20 protein-coding genes are annotated in these 22771 nt (G+C 66.7%); 15 read left to right on the top strand and 5 right to left on the bottom strand.

What is annotated here, in order from left to right; translation table 11 throughout:
- The first annotated feature begins 26 nt into the window (after positions 1–26).
- Both DIZ26_RS06810 and DIZ26_RS06815 read left to right on the top strand, forming a co-directional pair.
- Positions 27–491 (top strand): hypothetical protein, encoded by a 465-nt coding sequence (locus tag DIZ26_RS06810; protein WP_112238832.1) that lies wholly within the window; start codon positions 27–29, stop codon positions 489–491.
- Between the two features lie 438 nt (positions 492–929).
- Positions 930–1937 carry a helix-turn-helix transcriptional regulator gene (locus tag DIZ26_RS06815; protein ID WP_157979612.1) on the top strand — a complete coding sequence of 336 codons (1008 nt, stop codon included), beginning with the start codon at positions 930–932 and terminating at the stop codon, positions 1935–1937.
- Positions 1938–2263: 326 nt separating this feature from the next.
- Here DIZ26_RS06815 and DIZ26_RS06820 read toward each other — a convergent pair whose 3' ends face one another.
- From DIZ26_RS06820 to DIZ26_RS06835, 4 genes are read right to left on the bottom strand one after another with little or no spacing between them, the layout of a single operon-like run.
- On the bottom strand, positions 2264–3394 hold the full coding sequence (locus DIZ26_RS06820; RefSeq protein ID WP_112238834.1) for an OmpA family protein: 1131 nt from the start codon (positions 3392–3394) through the stop codon (positions 2264–2266).
- 10 nt (positions 3395–3404) lie between these two features.
- A complete protein-coding gene (locus DIZ26_RS06825) occupies positions 3405–4199 on the bottom strand; it encodes a hypothetical protein (RefSeq protein WP_112238835.1) in 795 nt (264 codons plus the stop codon).
- Positions 4196–4633: a hypothetical protein gene (locus DIZ26_RS06830; RefSeq protein WP_112238836.1), complete on the bottom strand. Its 438-nt coding sequence runs from the start codon at positions 4631–4633 to the stop codon at positions 4196–4198. The genes DIZ26_RS06825 and DIZ26_RS06830 overlap by 4 nt, the downstream gene beginning before the upstream one ends.
- On the bottom strand, positions 4630–5325 hold the full coding sequence (locus DIZ26_RS06835) for a hypothetical protein (protein ID WP_112238837.1): 696 nt from the start codon (positions 5323–5325) through the stop codon (positions 4630–4632). The genes DIZ26_RS06830 and DIZ26_RS06835 overlap by 4 nt, the downstream gene beginning before the upstream one ends.
- Before the next feature lie 100 nt (positions 5326–5425).
- Here DIZ26_RS06835 and DIZ26_RS06840 point away from each other — a divergent pair, with 100 nt between their 5' ends.
- The 11 genes from DIZ26_RS06840 to DIZ26_RS06895 all read left to right on the top strand — a co-directional run bounded on the left by DIZ26_RS06840 (position 5426) and on the right by DIZ26_RS06895 (position 18723).
- Entirely contained in the window at positions 5426–6481 is a 1056-nt protein-coding gene (locus DIZ26_RS06840; protein WP_112238838.1) for a hypothetical protein, read from the top strand.
- Positions 6482–6483: 2 nt separating this feature from the next.
- On the top strand, positions 6484–8349 hold the full coding sequence (locus tag DIZ26_RS06845) for an AAA family ATPase (protein WP_157979613.1): 1866 nt from the start codon (positions 6484–6486) through the stop codon (positions 8347–8349).
- Positions 8350–8351: 2 nt separating this feature from the next.
- Positions 8352–8978 carry a 4Fe-4S single cluster domain-containing protein gene (locus tag DIZ26_RS06850; protein WP_112238840.1) on the top strand — a complete coding sequence of 209 codons (627 nt, stop codon included), beginning with the start codon at positions 8352–8354 and terminating at the stop codon, positions 8976–8978.
- Positions 8966–9457 carry an FHA domain-containing protein gene (locus DIZ26_RS06855; protein ID WP_112238841.1) on the top strand — a complete coding sequence of 164 codons (492 nt, stop codon included), beginning with the start codon at positions 8966–8968 and terminating at the stop codon, positions 9455–9457. Before DIZ26_RS06850 ends, DIZ26_RS06855 begins: the two co-directional genes overlap by 13 nt.
- Positions 9454–11325, top strand: coding sequence for a protein kinase domain-containing protein (locus DIZ26_RS06860; protein WP_112238842.1), 1872 nt, complete (start codon positions 9454–9456; stop codon positions 11323–11325). Before DIZ26_RS06855 ends, DIZ26_RS06860 begins: the two co-directional genes overlap by 4 nt.
- Positions 11322–11894 (top strand): hypothetical protein, encoded by a 573-nt coding sequence (locus tag DIZ26_RS06865; RefSeq protein WP_112238843.1) that lies wholly within the window; start codon positions 11322–11324, stop codon positions 11892–11894. The genes DIZ26_RS06860 and DIZ26_RS06865 overlap by 4 nt, the downstream gene beginning before the upstream one ends.
- A 32-nt stretch (positions 11895–11926) precedes the next feature.
- A complete protein-coding gene (locus DIZ26_RS06870) occupies positions 11927–13246 on the top strand; it encodes a hypothetical protein (protein WP_112238844.1) in 1320 nt (439 codons plus the stop codon).
- Entirely contained in the window at positions 13239–14675 is a 1437-nt protein-coding gene (locus DIZ26_RS37380; protein WP_157979614.1) for a hypothetical protein, read from the top strand. Before DIZ26_RS06870 ends, DIZ26_RS37380 begins: the two co-directional genes overlap by 8 nt.
- Positions 14672–15763, top strand: a complete 1092-nt coding sequence (locus DIZ26_RS06885) for a CHAT domain-containing protein (RefSeq protein ID WP_157979615.1) — start codon at positions 14672–14674, stop codon at positions 15761–15763. Before DIZ26_RS37380 ends, DIZ26_RS06885 begins: the two co-directional genes overlap by 4 nt.
- Complete coding sequence (locus tag DIZ26_RS06890; protein WP_112238848.1) at positions 15760–17700, top strand: hypothetical protein; 1941 nt, start codon at positions 15760–15762, stop codon at positions 17698–17700. Before DIZ26_RS06885 ends, DIZ26_RS06890 begins: the two co-directional genes overlap by 4 nt.
- A gap of 132 nt (positions 17701–17832) precedes the next feature.
- Positions 17833–18723: a hypothetical protein gene (locus DIZ26_RS06895; RefSeq protein ID WP_112238849.1), complete on the top strand. Its 891-nt coding sequence runs from the start codon at positions 17833–17835 to the stop codon at positions 18721–18723.
- Here the strand turns inward: DIZ26_RS06895 and DIZ26_RS06900 are convergent.
- Entirely contained in the window at positions 18702–19649 is a 948-nt protein-coding gene (locus DIZ26_RS06900) for a hypothetical protein (protein WP_112238850.1), read from the bottom strand. The genes DIZ26_RS06895 and DIZ26_RS06900 overlap by 22 nt on opposite strands.
- Before the next feature lie 627 nt (positions 19650–20276).
- Here DIZ26_RS06900 and DIZ26_RS06905 point away from each other — a divergent pair.
- Entirely contained in the window at positions 20277–20531 is a 255-nt protein-coding gene (locus tag DIZ26_RS06905) for a hypothetical protein (RefSeq protein WP_157979616.1), read from the top strand.
- A 701-nt stretch (positions 20532–21232) separates the two neighbouring features.
- The gene (locus DIZ26_RS06910) at positions 21233–22771 is read left to right on the top strand and encodes an Hsp70 family protein (protein WP_112238852.1); all 1539 of its coding nucleotides are present in this window, start codon (positions 21233–21235) and stop codon (positions 22769–22771) included.

Raw genomic sequence — 22771 nt, forward strand, 5'->3', positions numbered from 1 at the left:
GGGACACGTCATTCAGGGGAGGATCGATGTTTCGTCGGCAACTCGATCGGCGCCCGCGCAGGTCTGTACTGCGCGCTACCGCCGTCGCTGTACTGTCTCTCGTCGTTCTGTGCACCAGCGAGCTGACCGCCTCAGCCGTGCTCAGTCTGCAGCCGGGGTGGAACCTGTGGACCAGGGAGTACTGCGAGGCAGGCACCTTCGTGAGCATGCGCCACCTGCACCTCGAATCGGACCCCACACGCGTGCAAGGACGGGAGTATCTCTACCGCCGAGGCGGTCGCCTCTGCGCATTCACCGCCGACCACGCCGCCGGCGACCACAAGATCCAGATCTGGGGCCGCACCGACAACAGCGACTGGTCAGTCGAGTACGGCACCTTCTCGGAGTACGCCGGCGCCCTGGCCGCCCCCCAGGGCTACTGCATCCACGTAATAGCGATGCTCGAATACGGCCCCGGCTGGTGGTCCACAGACGAAAAACGCTTCTGCTGAACACCAACCACCCGATAGCCGAAAGGCGATCGGGTAGTTTCTCAGTCGCTCGCACACAAGCCGTCGAGCAGCTCGATCACGACCCAGCCGTCCGCGCGACGCCCGCAAGCCTCCAACCGAGCCGAAGCGCAGAAGCGACCGCAGCCCCACAACCTGCTCCAGCTGCCGCCGATCCACCAACACGCCGACCACATCGTCGACGTGAAAATCGACCCCTTGGCCGACGGCGCGGATAACTACTGTGTCCGAGGAGCAACAAGCACCTTAACCACACGCCTCGAGATCCCTGTTTGAGTCAGGGCTCTGAACGCGCCCTGGCCGGTACCACGATCGTGATCTGATGACGCTCGGTAACAGATCGACCTCCGCGCACGATAGGTCCGGAGTGGGACTGGGCTGAACTGATCTGGGTGCAGGTTCGCGAGTAGGTGGGGATGTGTGGTGTTGGTGTCCGCGAGGAGCGTTCGTCCGAACGTCAGTCCGAGTGTGGCGATTGTTCTACACGAGGCGTTCAAGAAGATGTCAGGCTCGTTGATCGGCAACCACTATGCGCTGTACGACTACGCGCGGGTGGTGATGACGAAGATCGCACCTGTCGACGCGTTCTATGTCGGTCTGATCCATGCGGGGACAAGGGTTCGATTCCCTTACAACTACGACGGCGCGCGGCATGACGACTCGGATGTCCACACCATCGGTCGGGACGGACTGACCGCCTGGCTGCTCGCCAACAAGCGGACTTATCGGTTCGACTTCGATCATGGCTTCTTGCTGAATGGGGGAATCGGGTTCGGCGATGTCCACAAACGCTCAGCTGACGCTGTGACTGTGCCGCTGCTGTCTCGGACCCTCGATGGGCCCGCGGTGTTCGGGATGATGTCGATGCAGAGCTATGAGCCGGGCGTCTACAACGGGGAGGCAGTGGCTGCCTTCGAGTGGATTGCTGACGTGATCGGCCGGGTGCTGTCGCGTGAACAGGAGGATCGCGATGCGCTCGGGGTGTTGAGATCTGGGACCGACGACGCCGTTGGCGATGGTTTCCTGACGTCGGATCAGATGGTGGAGTACCTGGTTGAGCAGATCGGGGAGGTACGGCGACGGGCGGAACAGGTACTGGACGATACTGGCATCACCGTAGACCGCGCTCGCGGCGTGCTGGCTGATGTCACCACCGACTGCCTACGCATCCAAGCAGAGCTGGTCGAGATGACCTTGCTGGTCGATGACCGGCCTACCCTGCGGTTCAACACGTTGACACCTGCCGAGCAGACGATTGCTGTGCTGCTGGCTGACGGACTGAGCAACCAGGCGATCTCCGAGCAGTTGCGGCCGACGAGCATCAACACCGTCAAGACCCATCTGAAGAACATCGCCGGGAAGTACGGAATGAGCACTCGAGCAGAGATCGCTGCTGACGTGGTCAAGCACCTGGGACTGGCGCATTAGGGGTGCGGCTCACCCACGGGGTGAGTCGAGCGACGACGCTTCTCACCCGGCACGGTATGGCGTTGCTGACTACGCTCCGTGCAGCATCGGGGTGAAGGTCGCTGAGCATCCGTGAAGCGCGGGTTTGAGCTGGAGGAGTAGGTCTTCGCGCCGTCGCGCTGGCGGTGTCGAATAGGTGGGGGGAGGATGTCCGTGTGCTGGATACCGTTCAGGGGGATGAGATCGTCGTGCTGAGCCGATGAGCAGAGTCGGCCAGTGATTGACGAGACCTGTTGGGGTGCGATGCATCGAGTGGTAACTCGTTGCATCGCACCCCATTGGTCTGCTTAGCGAGGACAGGTCGGGTCCATCAGGACCAGGCGCATTGAGATCGCCTCCACGGGGCCGTCCGGATGGCGGTAGCCGGTCCAGTCGATGCCCACACCTTGGGTCAGAATGCGCTGGGCCGACATTCCCAGCTCGACTAGGATCCCCTTCGCGGCGTTGGCTCGAGCCTTGGACAACGGATTAGCGGGATTGTTCTCCTTGTACGCCGTGGTGCCCGTGAGCACGACGTTGAACCCGGTCTCCTTGAGTCCCTTCGCCAGGTCCCGCAGCGCATCCCGGGCGCGGTTCCGGTCGACGAAGGTGGCCTTGTCCGGTGCGAAGCCGAGCTGCGCTTCGTTGAACCTGAACTGCCGGCAGAGATTCTTCGGGTTCGGCGGAGCAGGTCGCTTCGTCACGCCGACGGTGGGCAGCGAAGCCGCACGGGGGCCGGCGGGCAACGAGTCCGGCGCGATCTGAACCGGTTTCACTGCTCCTGCCTCCGACAGGACATCGGTCCACAAAGCGGTCAGCCGGGCCGAGTCCGGAGAGGTCAAGCGTCCTTGAGGTGCGGCGGTCTGGCCGAGTCCGGTCATCAGCACTGAGATTCCGTTGAGATCGGGCGAGTAGTGTCCGGCCTTCAACTCTTTGCCGATCGCGACCGGGTCGCTGTCGAGCACCGACAGATCCTTCATCGTCAGCGGCCCGGTGGTGTCGAGGCCGCTGTCGATGGTGATGATCTGCTTCGGCCCGTCCAATGAACTGATGTTGTCCCGGGCGACCTTGATCGCGGAGAACAGGCTGGCCTCCTTGGCATCCGCGGGGTACTTGGTCACGATCGACGGGATCTCGGCCAGCCGCTGCTTGGTGAACTGCTCGCAGGCTTTCGTGGTGCCGTACGGACAGGCCAGATTGCTCTGTGCCACCACCCTCGGCTCCCCGGTCACAGAGACGATGACAAGCCGGTCGCCACGCTCGATCGCGCCCTTCAGGGCGGTGCTAGCGGCTTGGGTCAGCGTGGGCGCCGGCATGTTCTGCCGGTTCCCGATGACCAGTGCCGTCGCGCCGCCATGCTGCTCGGCCGGGCCGCACCCGGTCAGTCCGAGCAGGCCGGCGCTGACCAGACCGACCGTGACAATACGTAGTACGTGCATGAGCTGTTCCTCAGGTTCCGGGGTCGGTACGGCGTCGGCGGTGGTCGTAGGTGAGCAGTACTTCGGTCGCTTCGGGCTCGCCGAGGTTGCGGCTGATGCGCTCGACCTTCTCCTCGTGGGCGATGCCGGCGAAGCTCTCCGCCAGCTCGTCCTCCAGCAGCTGCGCCTCGCGCAGCCGGGTGGCGTCGGATCGCAGTTCGGTCAGTAGATGACCCTCCGTGGTGGCTGACTCGCGCGCACGCCTGAGGTGGCGGAGCAGCCAGTCGCGCTCTCTGGCCAGCTCGTTCACCAAGCGCTGGCGTTGCCGGTCGTAGGCATGCTTCGACGCCAGCATCGCGGTCGCCGAGAATACGATCGCCAGCAGGATGGCGACGAACACCCGCTCGCGGATGGCGTTGGAATCCGCTGCCGAGTTGCCGGCGAACGGATCATCGATGACGGCGCCCAGGGTGGTCGGGTCTCCGATAGGGCTGAACGTGAGCCGGATAACGGCCATCGCCGTCCCCAGCGTCAGCCACAACAGGGAGGTCGCCAGGAGGGTCGGGAGCGTGATGTGCTCACGTCGACGGCGCTGGCTGAGGGTGGCACCGAAGATCCAGGGCAGCAGGATCGAGACTGCGGTACAGCCGGCCGTGACGACGAGCGCGATCGTGTCGGTGGCATCCTTCAGCAGCAGCTGCGTGTTCAGGTAGAAGCCCCAGCCGTCGACTCCTGCCAGCGCGAGGACCAGCACCCACCAGCCGATCTCCCGCGCCAACCGGTTCCAGCGCTGCGGCGCTATCGACGTCACGTTGTAGATGCTCATGACCTGCCTTTCGTCCGCTCCGCCTGGATGGCGAGATCCACGTCCCTGAGCCGGGACTCGAGTTGTTCGATCCGGGCGTTGGTGCGATCCAGGTGGCCTTGGCGTTCGGCGAGTTCATAGCCGTATTTGCGCCGCCGCTCGAGGTGTTCGAGGGCGATCTGGCGCTGCCACTGGTCCCGGACAAGCTCGACCCGGTCCTCGAGCACCCGCGGCGTCCCCTCGTCGATCGCGCCCCGGGCGTAGAGCTCGTCGATCCGGTCGCGGATCTCGAGGACCAGTCCGGCCGGATCCGGACATGACGGATAGGCCTCGAAGAGGGCCGGCTTCTGCCGGTCGATCTCGAGATCTGCGGCCGGCTGCAGGAGCCGCCGGAACCAGGCCGTGATCCGCTGGGTGATTCCGGGCACCGCTTCGTCTACGGACATGCTGGTCATTCCGTCACCTCGCCGGCCCTGCCGCCCATCCCAACAAGCTGCTCGGCGAGCTCCTTCGGTACTGGCGGCACCTCTTGATCGAGCCGATCCGCCAGGAAGCTGCGATGCCGGTGATGCTTGACCAGGCTCTCGTCGAAGGTCGACCGCCGGAGCACCGCCAGCCTGTGGACGAGTTCGAGCTCCGTCGCGTACCGCAGGTTCACGGTCCGCACCTTGGCCACCAGCTTCGCCTGCCGCTCAACCGCTGCGGCCAGTTCCGTGGACGTCTTCGAAGCCGCCGCCTCGGCCACGGTCAGGGCCCGTCGCCGCACCCGCGCCCGGCGTGCACGCGTCAATTGGTCCAACTCGGGCGTCGGTGCAAGTGTCGCCTGCAGTTGGTCCAGCTGCCTGCGGTCGCGATCCACCTGCTCCCGCAGTTCCGTGATCTGCCGATCCAGTACGGCGAGCTCCTCAACCGCCGACAGAAGCTCGGATGTCAGGATCTGCCGAAGCCGGCTGAGCGCCTCGTTCCGCTGGGCGAAGAAGAGCTCTCGCTCCTGGGTGGTCAGTGGTCCGTTGTCCAGTTCGAGCAGAGGCTCGTCCTGCCGGGCCACCCGGAGCGCATCCCGGCGCAGCCGGCGTCGCTCCCGCGGGCCGAGCTGCTCAGTACCGGACGTCGGCTCGGTCGCGTCGGCACTCCCGCCTACTCGCATCGTTGCTTCCCTTTCGCCACGCAAGGCTTACTGCCTCGCACTGACGGACAAACCGATCCCGGTTCTGTCCGTCAGGGCGTGAAGACGAAAGGAACCCGGTGTGAGCAGTCAACGAGTCGTCAGCTTCGAGCTGACCGATGCCCAGCGTGCCCAGGTCCGCCGCGTCGTGGCCCTCAACCAGGCCATCAGTACCGGCCGGGTCGAGCGGGCCCGGCAACGGATGCTCGCGCAACTCGACCGGCTGACCGCGACGGCCCCGGCCGAGGCGCTGCCGTCGCGGGCAGCTGTGGATGCGGCCTTCGACAACACGACAGATGTCGACCGGCCTTCGGGGCAGACCGCCGTACTCGCAGAACAGCTCAGTCGGGCGCGTGCTCGTACGGCGACCGATGACCGCCTGGTCGAGTCGCTTCTCGCCCGGGTGCCCGCCGTCGAGTCGTTACCGGAAGCGGTGACGACGGCCGTGGCCGAGGTCAGGTCGGCATCGCCAGCGCAGCGCAGCGCGGCCATCGAGACCTTGAAGGAGGAGGCCGAGGCGGCCATCGCGAGGTCTCGCAATCGCGAGCGGAGCCAGGGCGAGCTCGACCACGCAGCCGCGATCACCGAGGCATTGGGTGCCCTGGGCAACGAGTTGCGCGAGAGCCTCCGAGTGAAGGTGAAGCAGCTGCAGTCCGACCTCGCCTCGGCGGCCGAGCGGTATGCCGACGGGCACGACGTACCGTCGAAAGCGCTCGTCGTCAGCGCCACCAAACTCCGGCAGGAGTTCAGCCAGGACGAGGACGACGCACACACTCTCGCGATCCTCGCCGGCCACTGGCGCGACCTCGGCTACGAGGTCGACGTCGGAACCGACCTGTTCGTTGCCCACGCCGGCCACGACCGCGGTGTCACGGTCCGGGTGGTCAGCGGCGCCGCGGTGGCCCAACAGGTCGGTATCACCAACGAACTCGGCCAACGCCGCACCCCGACCCCAGGCTCGTACGACGCCATCTGCGGCGCGGCTGCCGAAGTAGAGCAACGAGCAGGTCAGGCGGGCCTTCAGACGATCCATCGCGAAGTGGAGAACGAGGAGACGGCACCGCTCGCGACGGCCGTCGTGAAAACGAGAACCAACGGATCGGTCCCTGATCCACACCACAAGCACCACGGAGAATGACCATGAACGATCGTCCGGAGTGGCTCAGCGAACTGAGCATCCGCCTGGCCACCAGCCCGCACCTCGTCCTCGTCGGCGCCCCGAACGAGCAACACCTGCTTCCTGCCGGCGATGGCAGACCGGTGTGGCGGACCTTCACCCACGCAGTCACCGGCACACTCCTCAACTCGGGCTACTCACTGGTGCTCCAGTGGAGTGTGGACGGCGGTCTCACGCCGATTGCGGAGGCGGCACCGGGCCTTGCCGGCCAGCTCCTTGGTGGTCACGGCGGACAGTCCGGCGATCAGGTGATCGGCGACGCGCAGTCCCTGATGACGGCACTGCGCGTGGTCGACGCCTTCAGCCCGAGTGGTACCGGCATGAGCGGCCGCGCCGCCCTGATCGTCATCGGCGCCGAACGCCTCGCCGAGAGCTCGTCCGCCTCCCCGTTGCGCGAGGTCTTCGCGGTGGCCCAGCAACGGGCGCTCGCCGCCGTACCGCAGCCGTCCGGGGGGACCCGTGGCCAGCTCTTCAACACCGTCTTGTGGACGGTCAACCGCGAGCACGACCTGCCCAACTGGTACCTGATGACCAGGGGCGTCCATGTTCTGTCGATCCCGTTGCCGGACCAGACCACCCGGCGACAAGTTGCCCGCTCGGTCGTCTCCGGCTTCCAGGGATACGGCGACCTCAGCGAAGACGAGCGTACCTCGGCCGGCTGGCAACTTGCCGACCTGTGCGAGGGCATGACCCAGGCACAGATGCGGGAGGTAGGCCGGTTCGCGGTTGACCGGAAGGTCGAGGTGGCCCACCTCGAGGACGCGGTGCGCGGGACCAGGTCGGGTCTGCGCGAGTCGCCCTGGCGCTCGGACGCGATGCGGGCCCGCGTCGTACGAGCCGGTCGCATCCTGCTCGAGAAGGAACCACCCGGTGACTCGGGCATCAGCCTCGTCCGCGGGCAGAAGCCGGCGGTTCGTCAAGCGGTCGACGTGCTCAGCCGCAGCGTGACCGGCCTGTCCGACTGGGACGAGTCGGAACACTCGAGCCGGCCGCGGGGCGTCCTCTTCCTGGCCGGACCGACCGGTGTCGGCAAGACCTTCCTCGCCAAGCAACTCGCGATCGCCGTTTTCGGCCGGGTGGAGGCAATGGTCCGGTTCGACATGAGCGAGTACGCGACTTCGCACAGCGAGGCCCGGTTGATCGGCTCACCACCGGGATACGTCGGCTACGAGTCCGGCGGTCAGCTCACGAACGCAGTCCGGCAGCGGCCCTGCTCGCTGTTGCTGTTCGACGAGATCGACAAGGCGCATCCGTTGGTACTGGACAAGTTCCTGCAGATCCTGGAAGACGGCCGGCTCACCGACGGTTCGGGCAGCACAGTGCATTTCGGCGAGACGCTGCTCGTCTTCACCTCCAACCTGGGCATCTACCGCCGCGACGGTGAGATCGACAGCGGGAAGCCGCTGGTCCTTCCGGGCGAGCCGTACGACCAGGTCGAGTCGAAGGTTCGGGCGGAGGTCAACCGGCATTTCACCTCGGTGCTCAAGCGACCGGAGATCCTGAACCGTATCGGCGACAACATCCTGGTCTTCGACTACCTGTCCGAGCAGACCGCGCGCGACCTTCTGAAAGACAAGGTCGACACCCTGAGCCGCACCGTCAAGGCACGCCGGGACGTCGAGGTCCGGTTCGGAGTACAGGTGCTGTCCGAGCTGGGCGACATCGTCGCCGGCGAAGAGGTTCGGCAGTTCGGTGGCCGCGGGGTGAAGAACGTCGTCGAGAGCCGGCTGGTGAATCCGCTCGGCCGCGAACTCCTCGAGCACGGTCACGGCTCTGTACTGCGGGTCGACGCGCTCACGCCCGACGGCCTTCGGCAGACGGGCGGCTGAGGATGGAGATCCTGATCAGCCGGACGGCCTTCCCGGTGCAGGCGCTCGGACCCGGCGACCGGGCCGCGATCTGGATGCAGGGGTGTTCGATCCGCTGCCCCGGCTGCGTCGCCCAGGACACCTGGGGTACGCCCGGGTCCAGCCGCCGGCAGGTCGACGACGTTCTGGACTGGCTCGTCTCGTTCGACGAGGTCGACGGCGTGACGATCAGCGGTGGCGAGCCCACCGACCAACCCGAAGCACTGCAAGCACTGATCGCCGGTGCCCGCCGGACCAGGCCGACGGCCGACATCCTCGTCTATACCGGCCGTTCCGCTTCTTGGGTGCTGGGCAGCGGACGCGCGCTAGTCGCGGGCGCGGACGCGATCATCACCGAACCCTTCGTCCAGGCCGAGGCCGGCCACCTCCCGCTCCGCGGCTCAGACAACCAGCAGCTCATCGCGCTGACCCCGCTCGGCAAGGCCCGGTACGTCGATGCTCCGCTGCCGGACCGGCGCCGGGTCCAGCTGGACGTCGCCGACGGTGAGATCAGGATGATCGGCATCCCCACACCCGGCGTACTCGCGGAACTCGGCCTGCGCGCCGCCGCGGCCGGACTCACCTTCCGGGGCACGTCATGGCAGGACTGACCTGCGCGCAGTGCGGCCACGTCTTCGTGGACGAGTGGGCGACTACCTGCGTCAATGGCCACGAACGGATGTCCGATGAGGTCAGCTGGGCCGAACCACAGCCGATCCAGAGTTCCGGCATCTCGCGGCCGGTCGCCCCGGCCGCGGACCATCAGGTCCAGGTGCTCGTCAACCTGGACGGCCGAGCAGTGACGATCGCCCGGAACGACTTCGTCCTCGGTCGGCAACGGACGGCGGACAGCCCGCTCGCGCACCTGCTCGACAACTACCCGAACGTCTCCCGCAACCACGTCCAGGTCAACGTGCTGACCGATCATTTCCTGATCGTGGACGAGAGATCCACCAACAACACCTTCGTCGACGAGACTGCGATCCGGGGATCCGGGCCGCAGCGTCTGGAGTCCCGCGGCTCGTTGCGGCTGGCCCGCAACTGCTACCTGTCGCTGGCCATCCTCGACGATCTGGCGGGACGCCGATGACCACCACCCTGCTGTCGCCGCCTCCGCCACCGCCGACCGAGATCGATCCGCCGTCCGCCGCGACGCCGAACGGCCAGGCTCCGCCACCGACGGAGGCCGACCGCGCGGACCACGAGGAGGAGCTGCCGACCCGTCCTCCGGCTTGGCAGGACCTCGGTGACGGCACCGAGCTGCCCTGGAGCGAGCACGCTCGGATCACCCGCTTCACGACCGCGCAGTACGGCGAGGTGGTAGTGAAGGCGTATCGCAGCCGGCGCGATGATCGCCAGCGGGTCTGGGACGCCTGGGAGCACTGCCGGACCAAGGGCGCCTCGCTGACCCCGCTGCTGCGGACCCACGTCGAGAACGGGGTCGCTTTCGAGCTGATGCCGTACCGCCCGGCGCGTTCGCTCTACGAGGTGTTCGCCGCGGGTGGTGCGTGGCCGCGAACACCACGGACCACGAACGAGCTGGAGGCGGTCCTCCGGCAGGTGGCCGACACCCTCGCGATCCTGCACACCGAAAAAGCCGATGGACGGTTCGCCGTGCACGGCGACATCAAGCCGGCCAACCTGCTGGTCGAGCGCATCGATCAGTTCCGCATCGAACTGAGCGACACCGAGTCCGTCGTACTGGTCGATGAGCTGGATCCGGTCCGGCCAGGGCAGCAGGCGACTGCGGCGTACGAGGCTCCCGAGGCCGGGACCGTCGTCCATCGCCCTCAGGACTACTGGTCACTGGGCATGTGCCTGGTCGAGCTCGGCACCGGCCGGCATCCGTACCAACGCCCCAACGGACAGTTCCACAGCCCCGCGACCATCCGGGCCGAGCTCGCGCAGCGCGATCCGGAGATTCCGGAAGGTCTCGAGAACCGGTGGCGACGGCTGATCCAGGGACTCCTGATTCGGGACAGCTCAGTCCGCTTCGGGCCGGACGAGATCGCCCGCTGGCTCGCCGGTGAGCCGGTGCCTGATGTGCTGTCGCCGCCCCAGCCGGCCCCGCCGCCCGTCGAGACGCCGGAAACAGGATACGTCTTCACCTTCGCCGGTACGACTTACGCGGGTCCGCGCGAGCTGGTCGCGGCCATGGGCGCTCACTGGGCGGACACCGTCCGGCTGGTCCTGGGTCGCGATCTGGAGCGCCTGATCGGTTGGGCACAACAGGCCTGTCCGGCTCAGGTGGTCGGACTCGTCGACGTACAGGAACGTCGTCGGCTCAACCTGATCAACGAGCACCGTGCGGCGGCCGAGCTCATCTGGTGCCTCGATCCGGAGTCGCCGCCTGACTTCCACGGACGCAGCTGCGATCGGGACGGGCTGGGCGTGCTGGCCACGCAGGCGCTGCACGGCGATCCCGAGGTAGGCACGATCGTCACCAGACTCTTCGAGTCGTCGGCGCTGGAGATTCTGGCCCGCCGGCCGCAGTACCAGGACCTGCGGCAGCTTGGCGAGAGGTGGCGGCACCTGTTCCAGGTCGCGTTGGAACTGATGGCCCGGCGCCCGGCGGTGGGGCAGGTGCCGACGGACGATCTGCTGCTGGCTCACCTCTTGAGCGCCGTCCTGTCGAGGCGGCGCAGCCACGCGCTGGCCGAGCAGGCTGCGAGTTGCCTGACGCCACGGTCGACCAACGTCGAATGGTTCCGCAGCCTGGCATCGACTCCGAACGACGTCGATGCCGCCGCCCACCATGCGGTGATGGTGCTCACCGCACCACAGGCCGATCTGGAAGGAGCGGCCGTACGTCCTGAGCTCGATGCGTGGGCGCGCGCCTATCTGGAACGCACGCTGGCCGCCCGGGAAGCTGCCCGGCAAGCGCCGCAGCAACCATCGCGAGGCCCGCTGGTCCGAGTGTTGCGGGCGCTCTGGCGCCGTTGGAGGTACCGCCGATGATCATCAGCCTGCGATCTCGTCCCCGGCCCGGCCGAGCCGGTGCCGTCGGTGTCAACGGCTGGCGCCTGACGTGTACCTCGGACTCCGCGCTCGGGGTGCACGTAGCCGGAGCGGTCGCCATCCTTTTCGCCGGAGCTGTCGGCCCGACCGGCCTTGCCGAGTTGGCAGTTGACGCCTGTCTCACCGACGGCAAGGACCCGATCGCCATGTTGAGCGATGCCAGAGCTCAATTGACCAAGGAAGGCAGGGTCCTCGACGCCGTCGCCGTCCAGTTGGCCGCGGTTGTCCTGACACCGGAACGGACCGGTGCGGTCGCCGTCTCCGGTGGGCTGCCGGTCTACCTGATCTCCGACGGCTATGCCGCCCGGATCGACCCAGATGTTGCTCAAGGCAACAGGATTGAGGTGCGGGACTTCACGCTGGCAGCAGGTCAGCAGCTTCTGCTGGCCGACGAACCACTGGAAGACAAGGGCATCGCGCTCGACTGGCAACCGTCGTCCGGCGGGAGCGGGATCGAGCTGCTGACCGAGCAGGCCGGCGGCTTCGTCGTCGGCGTGTCCGTCAGGTGACAGAGATTCACGATCAGACAACCGGGGGCGGGATGACACCGACACCCACCGTGCACAGCCTGCTGTTCGAGCTGTTGAGCGGGCCGGAGTGGACGCAGCGCTTGGCGAGAGGTTGGGGGGCGCAACGCACCGATGTCCTGCGGCAGATCGCGAGCCGTATCGTGTTCGCGCGCTGGCAGACGGGCCGGACACCACAGCCGACCGATCCACTGAGCGTCGAGCGGTTGCCGATCGTCGAAGCGATGATCGACAAGCACCGACCGCTGATCGCGGAGGCGGTGGATCTCCAGTTGCGGATCGTCGGTACGGCGGTCGAGCTCGCCGCGGAGCAGGGGATCAAGGTCACCAGAAGCGCACTGAGTGAGCCGGTCAGCAGCGTCGTCGGTGCGGCGTACGTTCAGGATCCGCCGGCCCGACTCGATCCGCAGGAGGTCGCGCAACACCTGCTGCTCAGGTTCACCGGCCGTCCGCAACGACTCACCGACGATGAGCTCGTTACGCAGTACCTGGAGGACTACCACCGTGAGTGGGACACCTCACCGCATCGGGATCGGCCGTCGTCGATCGGTCTGGGGAGTGACGAGCGACCGCCGTTTGTCCATGCCCGGCGAGAGAACTCCTGGCAGCTCGGCACCGACCGCAGCGTGTGCGGACGCTATCGGCTGTACTTCATCGGCGCCGGTCGACATGATCCACGCACGTGCGCCGACGAAGAGGTCCGCCGCGCCTGCGCCGGGTTCGGCCTCTTGCGACCTGAACACCGGACCGCACTGCGCAGCATCTCGATCGCGTCGGCCGATGCCGGACGGCTCGCGGACGCCGTACAGGTGTGGAACAACCGGCAGCAGACGCGAACGGTCGCTACCGGTCCGGTCGACGAGTCCTTGACACTCGAGATCGCCGCCAAGATCAGGGTGTGGTTCGGATGCTCGTCGGCAGGGAAGCAGTTGACGGCAAGGCAGGGCGACGTCGGCGAGTACTCGGAAGTGCTGTCGATGGCACTGGTCCGCAAGGTCTGGATGGGCCTGCATGCGCACGAGCGGAACGAGCGGCCGGTACTGGCCGCAGCCGACATCCACCGGCTGCTCGGTCCAGCCCTCGACAAGGCCGTGCCCGAGGTGGTGCCGCAGTGGATGCTTGAGCCACCCACCGATCCGCCATCATTGAAGCGCTGTAATCGTTCTTATGCAGTGCTCGTCGAACACCAGCCGCTGCTCACCGGCACGGCGACCGAGTACGTCGAATTCGTGCATCGTAAGTATGGGCCCGCCTGGAGCGAGCTCGTGCTGACTCCGGACGAGTTGCGCGACCAGTTCCCGACGTTGTTCACCGAGGAGGACGGCGATGCCTGACGAGATCGAAGTCCGGACCGCCCCTGACGGCGCCGTCGTCATCGGTCCCGAACCGGTCGGTGCCGCCGGTCTCGTGTTCGTCGCGCTGACCGACGGCGTGCTCGTCGTCGACCCGATGGCACCTCACAACGTGCCACAGCTGCGGCTCACCGGCGAACCGGCCGAGGCCACAGAGAGCCTCTTCGGTACGGCGGTCGCCGGCAGAGCACGCGGAGTCGACGTCCCGGCGCCCGAGCTGGTGGCATCGCCCGAACGAGACGCCCTGGTCAGACTCGGCATCCTCCGTTGGCTGCACGAGCGCAGCCCGGTCTCACTCGACCTGCCGCTGGTCGTCGTCGAGCAACTCGCCCTCGAGGCCGGCCTGACCGAACTCCTCGATCCCGAACACCACGCCCCGTTGGCGATCCTCGACTGGGTGCCGGCCCTGATCGAGTGGTCCGGAAGAGCTCGCGGCACGGATTCGGACTTTCGCCGTACCGCGGAAGTCGCCGAGGTGATTCTGGACGGTCTGCGCACCGCCGAGCTCCAGCTGGAGTCCGGCGGCCGGCTGCACAGCGACGTCGTCCACGAGATCGAGCTGCTGACCGCGATCTCCGCCTGGGGGCTGAGCGGTGCCGATCCCGACGGAGCCTGGGCCGTGCTGGACGAGCTACGGCCGCAACCCGCCGACGACCTCGGCCACGGCGACCTGCCGTCGTGGCACGGCAACGGGCCGGTCGACTGGGACCGGACCCCACCTCGCGCGACCGCTCGCCACGAAGAGGCGGTGTCGTGGTCGATCCGGGGCGGAGCATTGTCCGTCGTGGTCGACCTCTTTCCACCGGCCCCGCATGCGGCCGTGCTCGCGGCTCCGGCTGCGGCGGCTGACCGGCCGGGCCGGCTGCAGGCGACGCTGTACGCCTCCTCCTGGCCATTGCCTTTGGCAAGTATCGACCTGGAACTGCGAGCGGAGAGCGGCGCATGGATGGGCACGCACCAGCTCGACCCGGCGGTGCTGCAACACATCAGCCGGGTCGCCGAAACGGCACTGTTCATCGACGTCCACGCCCGCGGCACCCGTCATCGGGCTCCGATCGGACCTGCCGCGGATCGCGCGAGCGCGGCACGGTGGGCGGCCAGAGGGCTGAGCGCCCTCCGCCTCGCCGCCGCCGGACGATCGCGGGCCGGCCTACTCAGCACGGCATCGCAGGCGCTCACTCGCGCCGCCACGTTCTACAGCGGACTGCCGGACGGCGTCGGCGGACCAGAAGCACGACAATGCAGGGCTTTGGCGCAGTGGGCGACCGGCGGCGGTACGCCGCTCAACGTCTGGCGACCGAACGGCTCGGCCGAGGCGGACACGCCTCCTGTGTTCGACCCTGTCGGCGGTCCGGCCGGTCCGAGCGCTGCCGAGGTCTGGTACGCCGCGGATGCGCCGAGGTCCGAATGACCACCCAGGTCTGGCGGCTCACCTTGGAGCCGGTCGGTGACGATGTCGCCTGGTCGCTGCTGCTGAACAGCGGCACCGGCACCAGCGCGGTCGACGCGGGCATCATCCGCGACACCCGCGACGAGGAACTTGCCGCGCTGGACATCCCTCCGCGAGCTGGCAAGAGTGCTCTGCTCGACCCCGACCACGAACGCCGGCTCGCCACCTTGCTGGGAAGACGTCTGCTCCCACCGATGCTGTGCGAAGCGCTGGAAGCGGGGACCCACACCCTGTACGTGGCTACCCGCGGCTGGCTCGCCAACCTCCCGTGGGAAGCCCTGGTGATCGACTCGGACAACCGTCGGCTGGTCGAGGCGGCCGTCCTGGTTGGAGCGATGTCACCGGGCATCATTGCGACCCGGGTCCGTACGGCAGCCCGCTTCACCCCGACAGGGCCGGGCCTGGCGATCGTCGATGCCGGTCCACCCCGCAACACCGCGCGTCAGGACTACTCGATCTATCCGGGCGGACTCCCGGTCGGGCTGGTCACTGACCTCGCAGCGGACGCCGTAGCCCCCGGTGACTACTCGATGAGCGCGGCCATGGCCGGCGAGGCGCTGACCGGAGGATTGTGGTCACGTCTCCTGTACGTAGGTCACATCGCAGCAGGTCAGCAGGACGAGCCGGCGGCCACCGCGCTGGTGTTCCAGCGCGGGGGAGAGGTCGACAAGCTGACCGCGGCCAAATGGCTGGCCGAGCCGCAGACCTGGCCGTCGCCTGCGCGGGTCGCGCTGATCGGTTGTGGCAGTGACGATGCCCGCTTCATGGAGGCGAGCGGCCTGCCCGTAGCGGCGGTCAACGCGGGTGCGCATCTGGTGACCTGCACCAGATGGACGCTGCCTGCTGATGCACCCGCTGACGCGTCGGGCCCGACAACGGGACTGGCGCGCGCCGTACTGCACGCGCATCGCAGCGCCAAGCCTGTGCATACTCTTCGCGCCTGGCAGGTCCAGCAGTTGTGTGCGTGGAAGAAGCGCCCGACTCCAGACGTTTCGCCCTTCTTCTGGGCGTCTCTCGCGACCTATCTGGCTCCGGAGACCAACTCATGACTCGGCCCGACGAGGAGGTTCAAACCGCGCTCGAGGATCTGTTCGCAGGGTTCGAGACGCTGATTGCCTCGGGGCAGGAAACCAGCTACGTCGTACGACGGATGGTCGCCGTCACCGACACGGCAGCAGAGCCGGGCGTCTGGCGTGAAGCGCTTGCGGAGGAGTTGTTCGAATACCTGCGCCGGCTGGCGCCCGAGGACGACGACGAATGGACCGCCAGTGCGCTCAGCTGCTTGGACGCGGTCTGCGAACTCGTCCGGATCTCGCCGTGTCCCGAAATGGCCTGGACCCTGATCGTCCGGGCGACGTCGACGAGGAGCAGCCATGGTGTCGACGACCTCACCTGGATCATCGAACACGCCGATCAGGTCGACCGGGAGACGGTCGCGGACGCCTATCTCGAGCGTGCCCGCTCACGTCCTGAGTCCGAGCTGCCGGCCGCCGTCGACGACTGGACGACGGCCTTCGCGATGGTGACCGAACCCGAGGACCAGATCGGCTGCGCGGTGAACCTGGCCATCGCGTACGCCGACCTCGAGCAGCCGATCGCGGAGGCGGAGTGGTCCTGGCAGGCCGCGATCCTGGTCGAGATCAACGAACCGTCCGCCGACCTCGAACTACTGCAGGACGCCTACGCCGCACAGTTCAGGGCCGTGGAGCACCTGCACCGGATCGATGCGCCGGCCAGGCGGATGCGTCCACTACTGGACAGACTGTTGTCGCGACCCGACTGGGCCCCCGACGGCCTGCTCCCGCCACACATCCACATCGTTGCCGCGGGCATCTGTATCCAAGACAACGACGTGGCCGCCGCGCTGGTGCAGCTGAACCTGGGGGAGCGCCGGCTCACGGAGGTGGAACCGTACCTCCAGGCGGAGTGGCTGCTGTGCCAGATGCAGTGTGCGGTGATGCGTTCGGACGCCACCACGGCCGAGCGCTTCGCGCGGCGCGCCTGGTCTCTGATCGAAGCGGTCGGCGACGAGGAGCAGCGAACGCGCTTCCGGCACATCGTGGCCGGCATCGGGACAGTGACCGGCCCGTGGACCTTCCCCGGCGACGACCTGGCCGCGGTGCGGATGCTTGGGTCGGTGCTGACCCGGATGCGAGCCGGCATCGGCGGCCGCGAGGAGATCGAGCTGCTCGACCGCGCGATCCATGACTTCGACCCAGTACTGCAAGCACATCTGGTGATTGCTGCCTACGCGACCCGCGCCCGGATCAACAGTGCGCTCGGGTGCCTTACGGACGCAGCAGCTGATCTGCACGCCGGACGGGAGCTACTCGCAGAGATCGAGGCCAACCCACCCGGTGGCTTTCCCCGTGGGATCTCGACCATGATCGAGCAGTCCGAAGCGCTCCTGGAGGTAGTCCGCGGTCATCCGGAGGCCGGGGCCCTGCGGTTCGACGCGATGTGGCGGAACGAACTGGCGGCGGGCGCGCACTCGGCGGCGATCGGTGCAGCGCTGGGCGCCGCCGAGCTCTGGCTCACCAACATCCCTAGGGTGCAACGAGCGGTCGAGTCGGCGATCGCCGCCCTGACCATCGCCCAGGAGTTCAGGTACGCGAGGGGGGACAGCAAAGATCGATCAGCCATCGCGTCCTACGTAATGAGAGGTCATGCGATGGCCATCGAGGCTGTTTTCAAATTGGGCGACTGCGGGCTGATGGCGGAGCTTCTCGAAGTCATCCGGGCTCAGTCGGTGCCGTACGTCTCCGACGACCCCGGTGTCGCCACTGGTCCGTTGGCGTCGCTGCTGGCAGACGCACTGGGCGAACAAGACCCGGTCCCGGACGACGGACGGCGCACCTCCGCAGTGTTGCTGTCGCCGCCGCCGCTAATCGTGATGCCGTGGGGATCGGTGGCGTTGGCGCCGTGGCTGCAGTACGACGAGATCGCCGAACGACCTGTCGGGCGACTGGTCCTGGCGGACCTGTGACGGCGGACCGGACAGATAGTTGACAGTTCCCCCCGATCCCGAGGTTCTGGCGACCGCGGGTTTGACGATGGACCGCAAGGCGGCGTCCGGACGACCTGGCGTCGCAGGTTCATTGGGGGAGGCTCACCGAGCATGTCTGGCACTGTTGATCCACTACTTGCCGAGTTCGTCTGGTTCGGGACTGCGACGTTGCGGCGGCGCGCACATGTGGTCGCCGGCCGGCCCGCGTGCCCGACGCGGGTCGCGCCGTACAGCTCGGGCGTCGCGACCGTGCACCAGCTCTGCCGGGATTCGGACTGCCTGGGCATCATGCACGACATCTACGGCCGGGTGCTTCGTCGGCTCGAGCAGCTCGGCGAGTCGGTCGAGCTGCTCTCCGAGCGACCCGGCTACGTGCGGACCATCGTCGGATCGCAAGTGGCGGACTACGAGCGTGAGGCGCGGGTATGCCGTGGACTGCCGGCCAAGCCGACCCGCAACGACGGCCCCGCCCGCCGGGTGAACGAGGCGCTCGACGACTGCGTCGAGGCCGGGTGGCTGCAGACGCTGTTCCGGATGATGCGTGGCTATGCCTGCCGGGACGGCCGCGCCAGCTCGGCGTGGCCGGTCGATGCCTGGTCCAACGAGAAAAGCTCGCACGACGGAGTACTGCGTGGCATCGGTACCACAACGGCACGGACCGAGCTGCTGAAGGACATCCAGGCGGTGATCGAGACCGCCGGCCGGGTGGCAGGTAAAGCCTGGGTGAACGACAAGATCCTGCATCCGCTGCAGACCTGCGTGGTGCCGCTGGACGACGAGTACGACAGGGCCTCCTCGCAGCAGGTGCAGCCCGCCGATATGGTGGTGGTCAGCGATCTGCGGCAGCGGTTCCGGCGATTGACGCTTGCCGGGATGCCTTCGGAGGCGGCTTTGCGTCAATCCTCACTCGAGGTTCTGGGCGCCGAGCCGCGGTGTGCTGTCGGCGAGGTGCTGGACGATCTGCTGCTCCCCACTGCGGCTCAGGCCCAGCCGATGCCGTAGGCGAGGCCTTGCCGCACGTCCGGCCAGTCGGCGACCACGGCGTGGTCGCCGTTGGGGGTCAGGTGATGCTCGGTCGGCTGACCGTCCTCGATGACGGGCGGCGGCACACCGTCGTACCGCCAGACGTCGTTCGCCTCGTCGCTGTCCTCGAACCGCACGCTGGCCAGGAAGGAGCGCGTACGCCGGACCGCGACGAGCGCGTTGTACGGGCGGATGAAGGCTCGCGACGGCATGGTGACGCTGACGCCGACCCGGTGGGTCTCACCGGTGTTGAAGGGCCGGGGGAGATGCATGGTGAGCAGCCATGAACTGGTCGAGTACCGATCGACGTGGAGCAGCTCGCAGCCCTCGGTGGCCTCGACCTGGATCTTCGAGCCGTCCGGTCCGTCCGGGAGGTGCGGGACGCTGAAGGACTCGCACAGCGTCGCCACGCCGTCGTGGGTGACCCTGATGTCGCGGACACCGATGAACCGTGGCCGGTCGCCGATGATGGCGTGCGACTCGATCCGGTCGACGTACCAGCCCCTTGCGTTGAAGGGGTTCGGATCATCATCGACCCTGGTCCGGCGTACCAGGACCTGCGCGACGGCACGGTTCGCCTCGCGGAGCCGCCGGATGATGGTTCGCGGGCCGCGGTCGAGCTCGACGCCGACGTTCTCCAGCCTGGTGGTGAGGTAGGGCGAGTCGTCGCCAACAGCGAGCCCGGCGAGGAACACCTTCTCCAGGTCGGGTTGCAGGGTCCGCGCGGCGTCGAAGAGATGGGCGCTGATCAGGCCACGTCCGAGTGCCTCGTCCGGCTCGTTGTCGCCGAACATCAGCGCGGACAGCAACGGGCCGAGCCGGTGCACCACGTCGGGCGCGTACAGGCCGCGGCCGCGATGCAGGTTGTTCAGTTCCTTGGCGATCAGGTCGATCCGGGTGGTCATCCCCAGACCTCCGCCGTGATGCCGATCGGGATCGGTGAGTGGGGCGAAACGTCCCTACTCACCACCGAGGAGGTGGGCATCATGATCTGGCACTGCATCGGCTCGGCCAACATCTGGACTGGACTCATGTTCTGGTTCGCCCCGCAAATCAACTGCTAGTCGCACGTCATGGATCGTGTCGGCCGGCGTTCTCGCCGGCCGGTGCGATCCCCCAATGGTCAACCAAACCGTGACTCCCTGTAGATGTCAATCACGCGAAGTCATTGTTCCGTCCAAGAGGCCGCCGCGCCTCTGAGGGCGGAACTCGTTGCAGCCCCTCCAGACGGAGAGCACCCATGCCGCCTGTCCGTCAGATGTCAGTGTCACGACAACTGCTGAAGCTCAGGGCGTCGTCGTGGCAAATCTGAAGCGATCATCTGAGCGAACCTGAGGAGTGAATCATGGCCTGTACGTGTCAGTGCGCCTGGTGCAAGGAAGCCCGTATCAACAACTTCTCCGACCACCGCTGCTCACAGATTCCGAAGTGCCCGCAGAGCAAGTGACCTCATGGGCCTTTTCGATCGCGCCAGAGAGTCCCGCGCTCCGCAGGCCACTACAGCACCCGACGCAGTGCTCACCGTGACCTTGATGGCCGAGTATCCGGGTGCAACGACCGAGCAATGCCAGATGATGGCCAGCATCACTGAGTCCCTGTACCAGAAGCGCGGGGGCGGAGAATTCGAACCGAAACAGCTGGCCATCATCAGCACATTGTGCGAGCGGCTGGTCGCGGCAAACCCCGACCTCGAGAGGTTCGTCGAGTCGCTCCGGGAAATTGTCCGTGCCGAGCGTGCAGCCCATCCGCAACTCATGTCATGGAGATGGTTGGACACGGATCTCTGACTTAGGTGTGCGTCCATTTACAGTACGCCAAAGAAATTCACAGAAGGGAATTGTGATGGCAGATCTGCCACCACCGCAGCCAGTATCAGGTGAGAGCCGCCAAGCGGACCAGGCGCAACTCGACAAGTATGCGCGCGAGCAGAAACGGCTCCGTGTCAAGGCTGAGGAAGAGCGGAAGAAGGCGCTGATTGCCGAGTCCAGGCGGCGTGCGAGCGAGACGTCACAGCGGAAGTGAACGCCGTGCAGCCAGCCTGACCGGCCGGCGCAGTAGCGGTCTCCGGCGCTTCAGTGCGCCGGAGGCCAGCTGCCTGGGTTGCCCATGCTAGCTGCCCACCTTGATCCACCTGCTTGACAGGCTCTTCCTGGCCGAAGCAGCAACATCAATGACAAAGTAGAGATACGGCTCCGCGACGATACATCAAGGGGGAGGTGTCGTATTCGCCGGTGCAATGGCGAGCAAGCCGCGCAGCCCGCAGTTAATGCAAGCCACAGTTAATACAAACCACAAGGAAGGAATCACAGCGATGGCGGAGAACGAGGTCTATTATTGCGGCCATTGTCGGCGCCAGCAGCGTCCGGCGCAGGGGATCCGCTGCATTGCTTGCAGCGACAACTGCCGAACGGTGTCTTGGTTTACCGATCGGGAATCCGAGTCCGCCGCGCTCGGAAAATTCAAACACATGAATCCGGGCAGGGCCTAGATGGCGGCGGTCGGCCGGATCGTCGGTATCGATCTGGGGACAACCTTTTCGGCTATTGCCACTGTCATGCCGACCGGGAAGCCTGTATTGCTGTCGAATCGCGAAGGTGAGCGGCTCACTCCGTCGGTGGTGCTGTTCGATGACGCCCGATCCGTCCTCGTCGGCTCGATGGCGAAACGTTCCGCGGTCACCGCGCCGCTTGATGTGGTGCAATTCGTCAAGCGTCAGATGGGCAACCCGGACTGGAAGTTCGAGACCTCGACCGGCGAACAGTACGGTCCCGAGGCAATCTCGGCGATGATCCTGACCCGGCTGAAAGAGGACGCCGAACTGGTGCTCGGTGCTGGCCAGGTGACGGATGCAGTCATCACCGTGCCGGCGTTCTTCGATGATGCGCGGCGGCGGGCGACCAGGGACGCGGGCACGATCGCCGGGTTGAACGTCCTGCGTGTGTTGAACGAGCCGACCGCTGCAGCGCTGGCGTACGGGTTCGTCAATCCCGGCGAAGCGACGGTCCTGGTGTTCGACTTGGGTGGCGGCACGTTCGACGTCACCGTGCTGCGTATCGCGGGCGGTGACTTCGACGTGATCGGAACCGACGGGCTGCACGAGCTGGGTGGTTTCGAGTGGGACAACCGCCTGATGGAATGGCTCAACGATCAGTTTCGGCAAGCCGGCGGACGAGATCTGAGCCAGACCTTCGAGTCCGAGGCCGACCTGAGGGATAAGGCCGAAATGGCCAAGCACGTCCTGAGCCAGGCGACGACCGCCCGGGTCGTCCTGAGCGGTGGCGGAGTGACCAAGTCGATCATCATCACGCGGGAGGTGTTCGAAGAGATCACCGCCGATCTCCTGAACCAGTCCCGCGATCTCACGATCTCGCTGGTAGAGGAGATGGGTCTGGCCTTCAGCGACATCGACAACGTCCTTCTGGTGGGCGGCTCGACGCGGATGCCGATGGTGCCACGGATGGTGGCGGACATCTCCGGCCGGCAACCGCTCCGGGTCGACAACCCTGACGAGTTGGTCGCCTTGGGCGCCGCGATCCAGGCGAACTTGCTGAGTCCCGATGGGCCAATCCTGGACGGCCCGGCGCCGCGGATCAGCGACGTGACGTCGCAGGGCCTGGGCGTGATCGCCTTGAACGATCAGCGGATACCGCGCAACACCGTCGTCGTCGCCAGGAACTCCAAGATTCCGAGCCAGGGTGCGGAGATCTTCGGTACGGCGGACGACGGACAGACAGCGATCCGGGTGCACGTCACTCAGGGGGACGACGAGGATCCCGGGTATGTCCGGCTGGTCACGAAGGGGCGCTATCCCGACGGTGGACAGCCACTCGAGATTCCGCCGTACGACGCCGGAGCACCGATTCAGGTGGTCCTGCACTACGACATCGATCAAACGATTCAGGTCGAGGTCATCGATCTCACCGCGGGTGCATCGCTGGGCACGTTCGAGCTCGACAACGTGGCGAACCTCACCGACGAGGAACTCGCCGAGGCTATCCGTAAGAACAAAGAACTAGGGGTGGGCTGA

Source organism: Kribbella monticola (assembly GCF_003261635.1).
GTDB classification, from domain to species: Bacteria; Actinomycetota; Actinomycetes; order Propionibacteriales; family Kribbellaceae; genus Kribbella; species Kribbella monticola.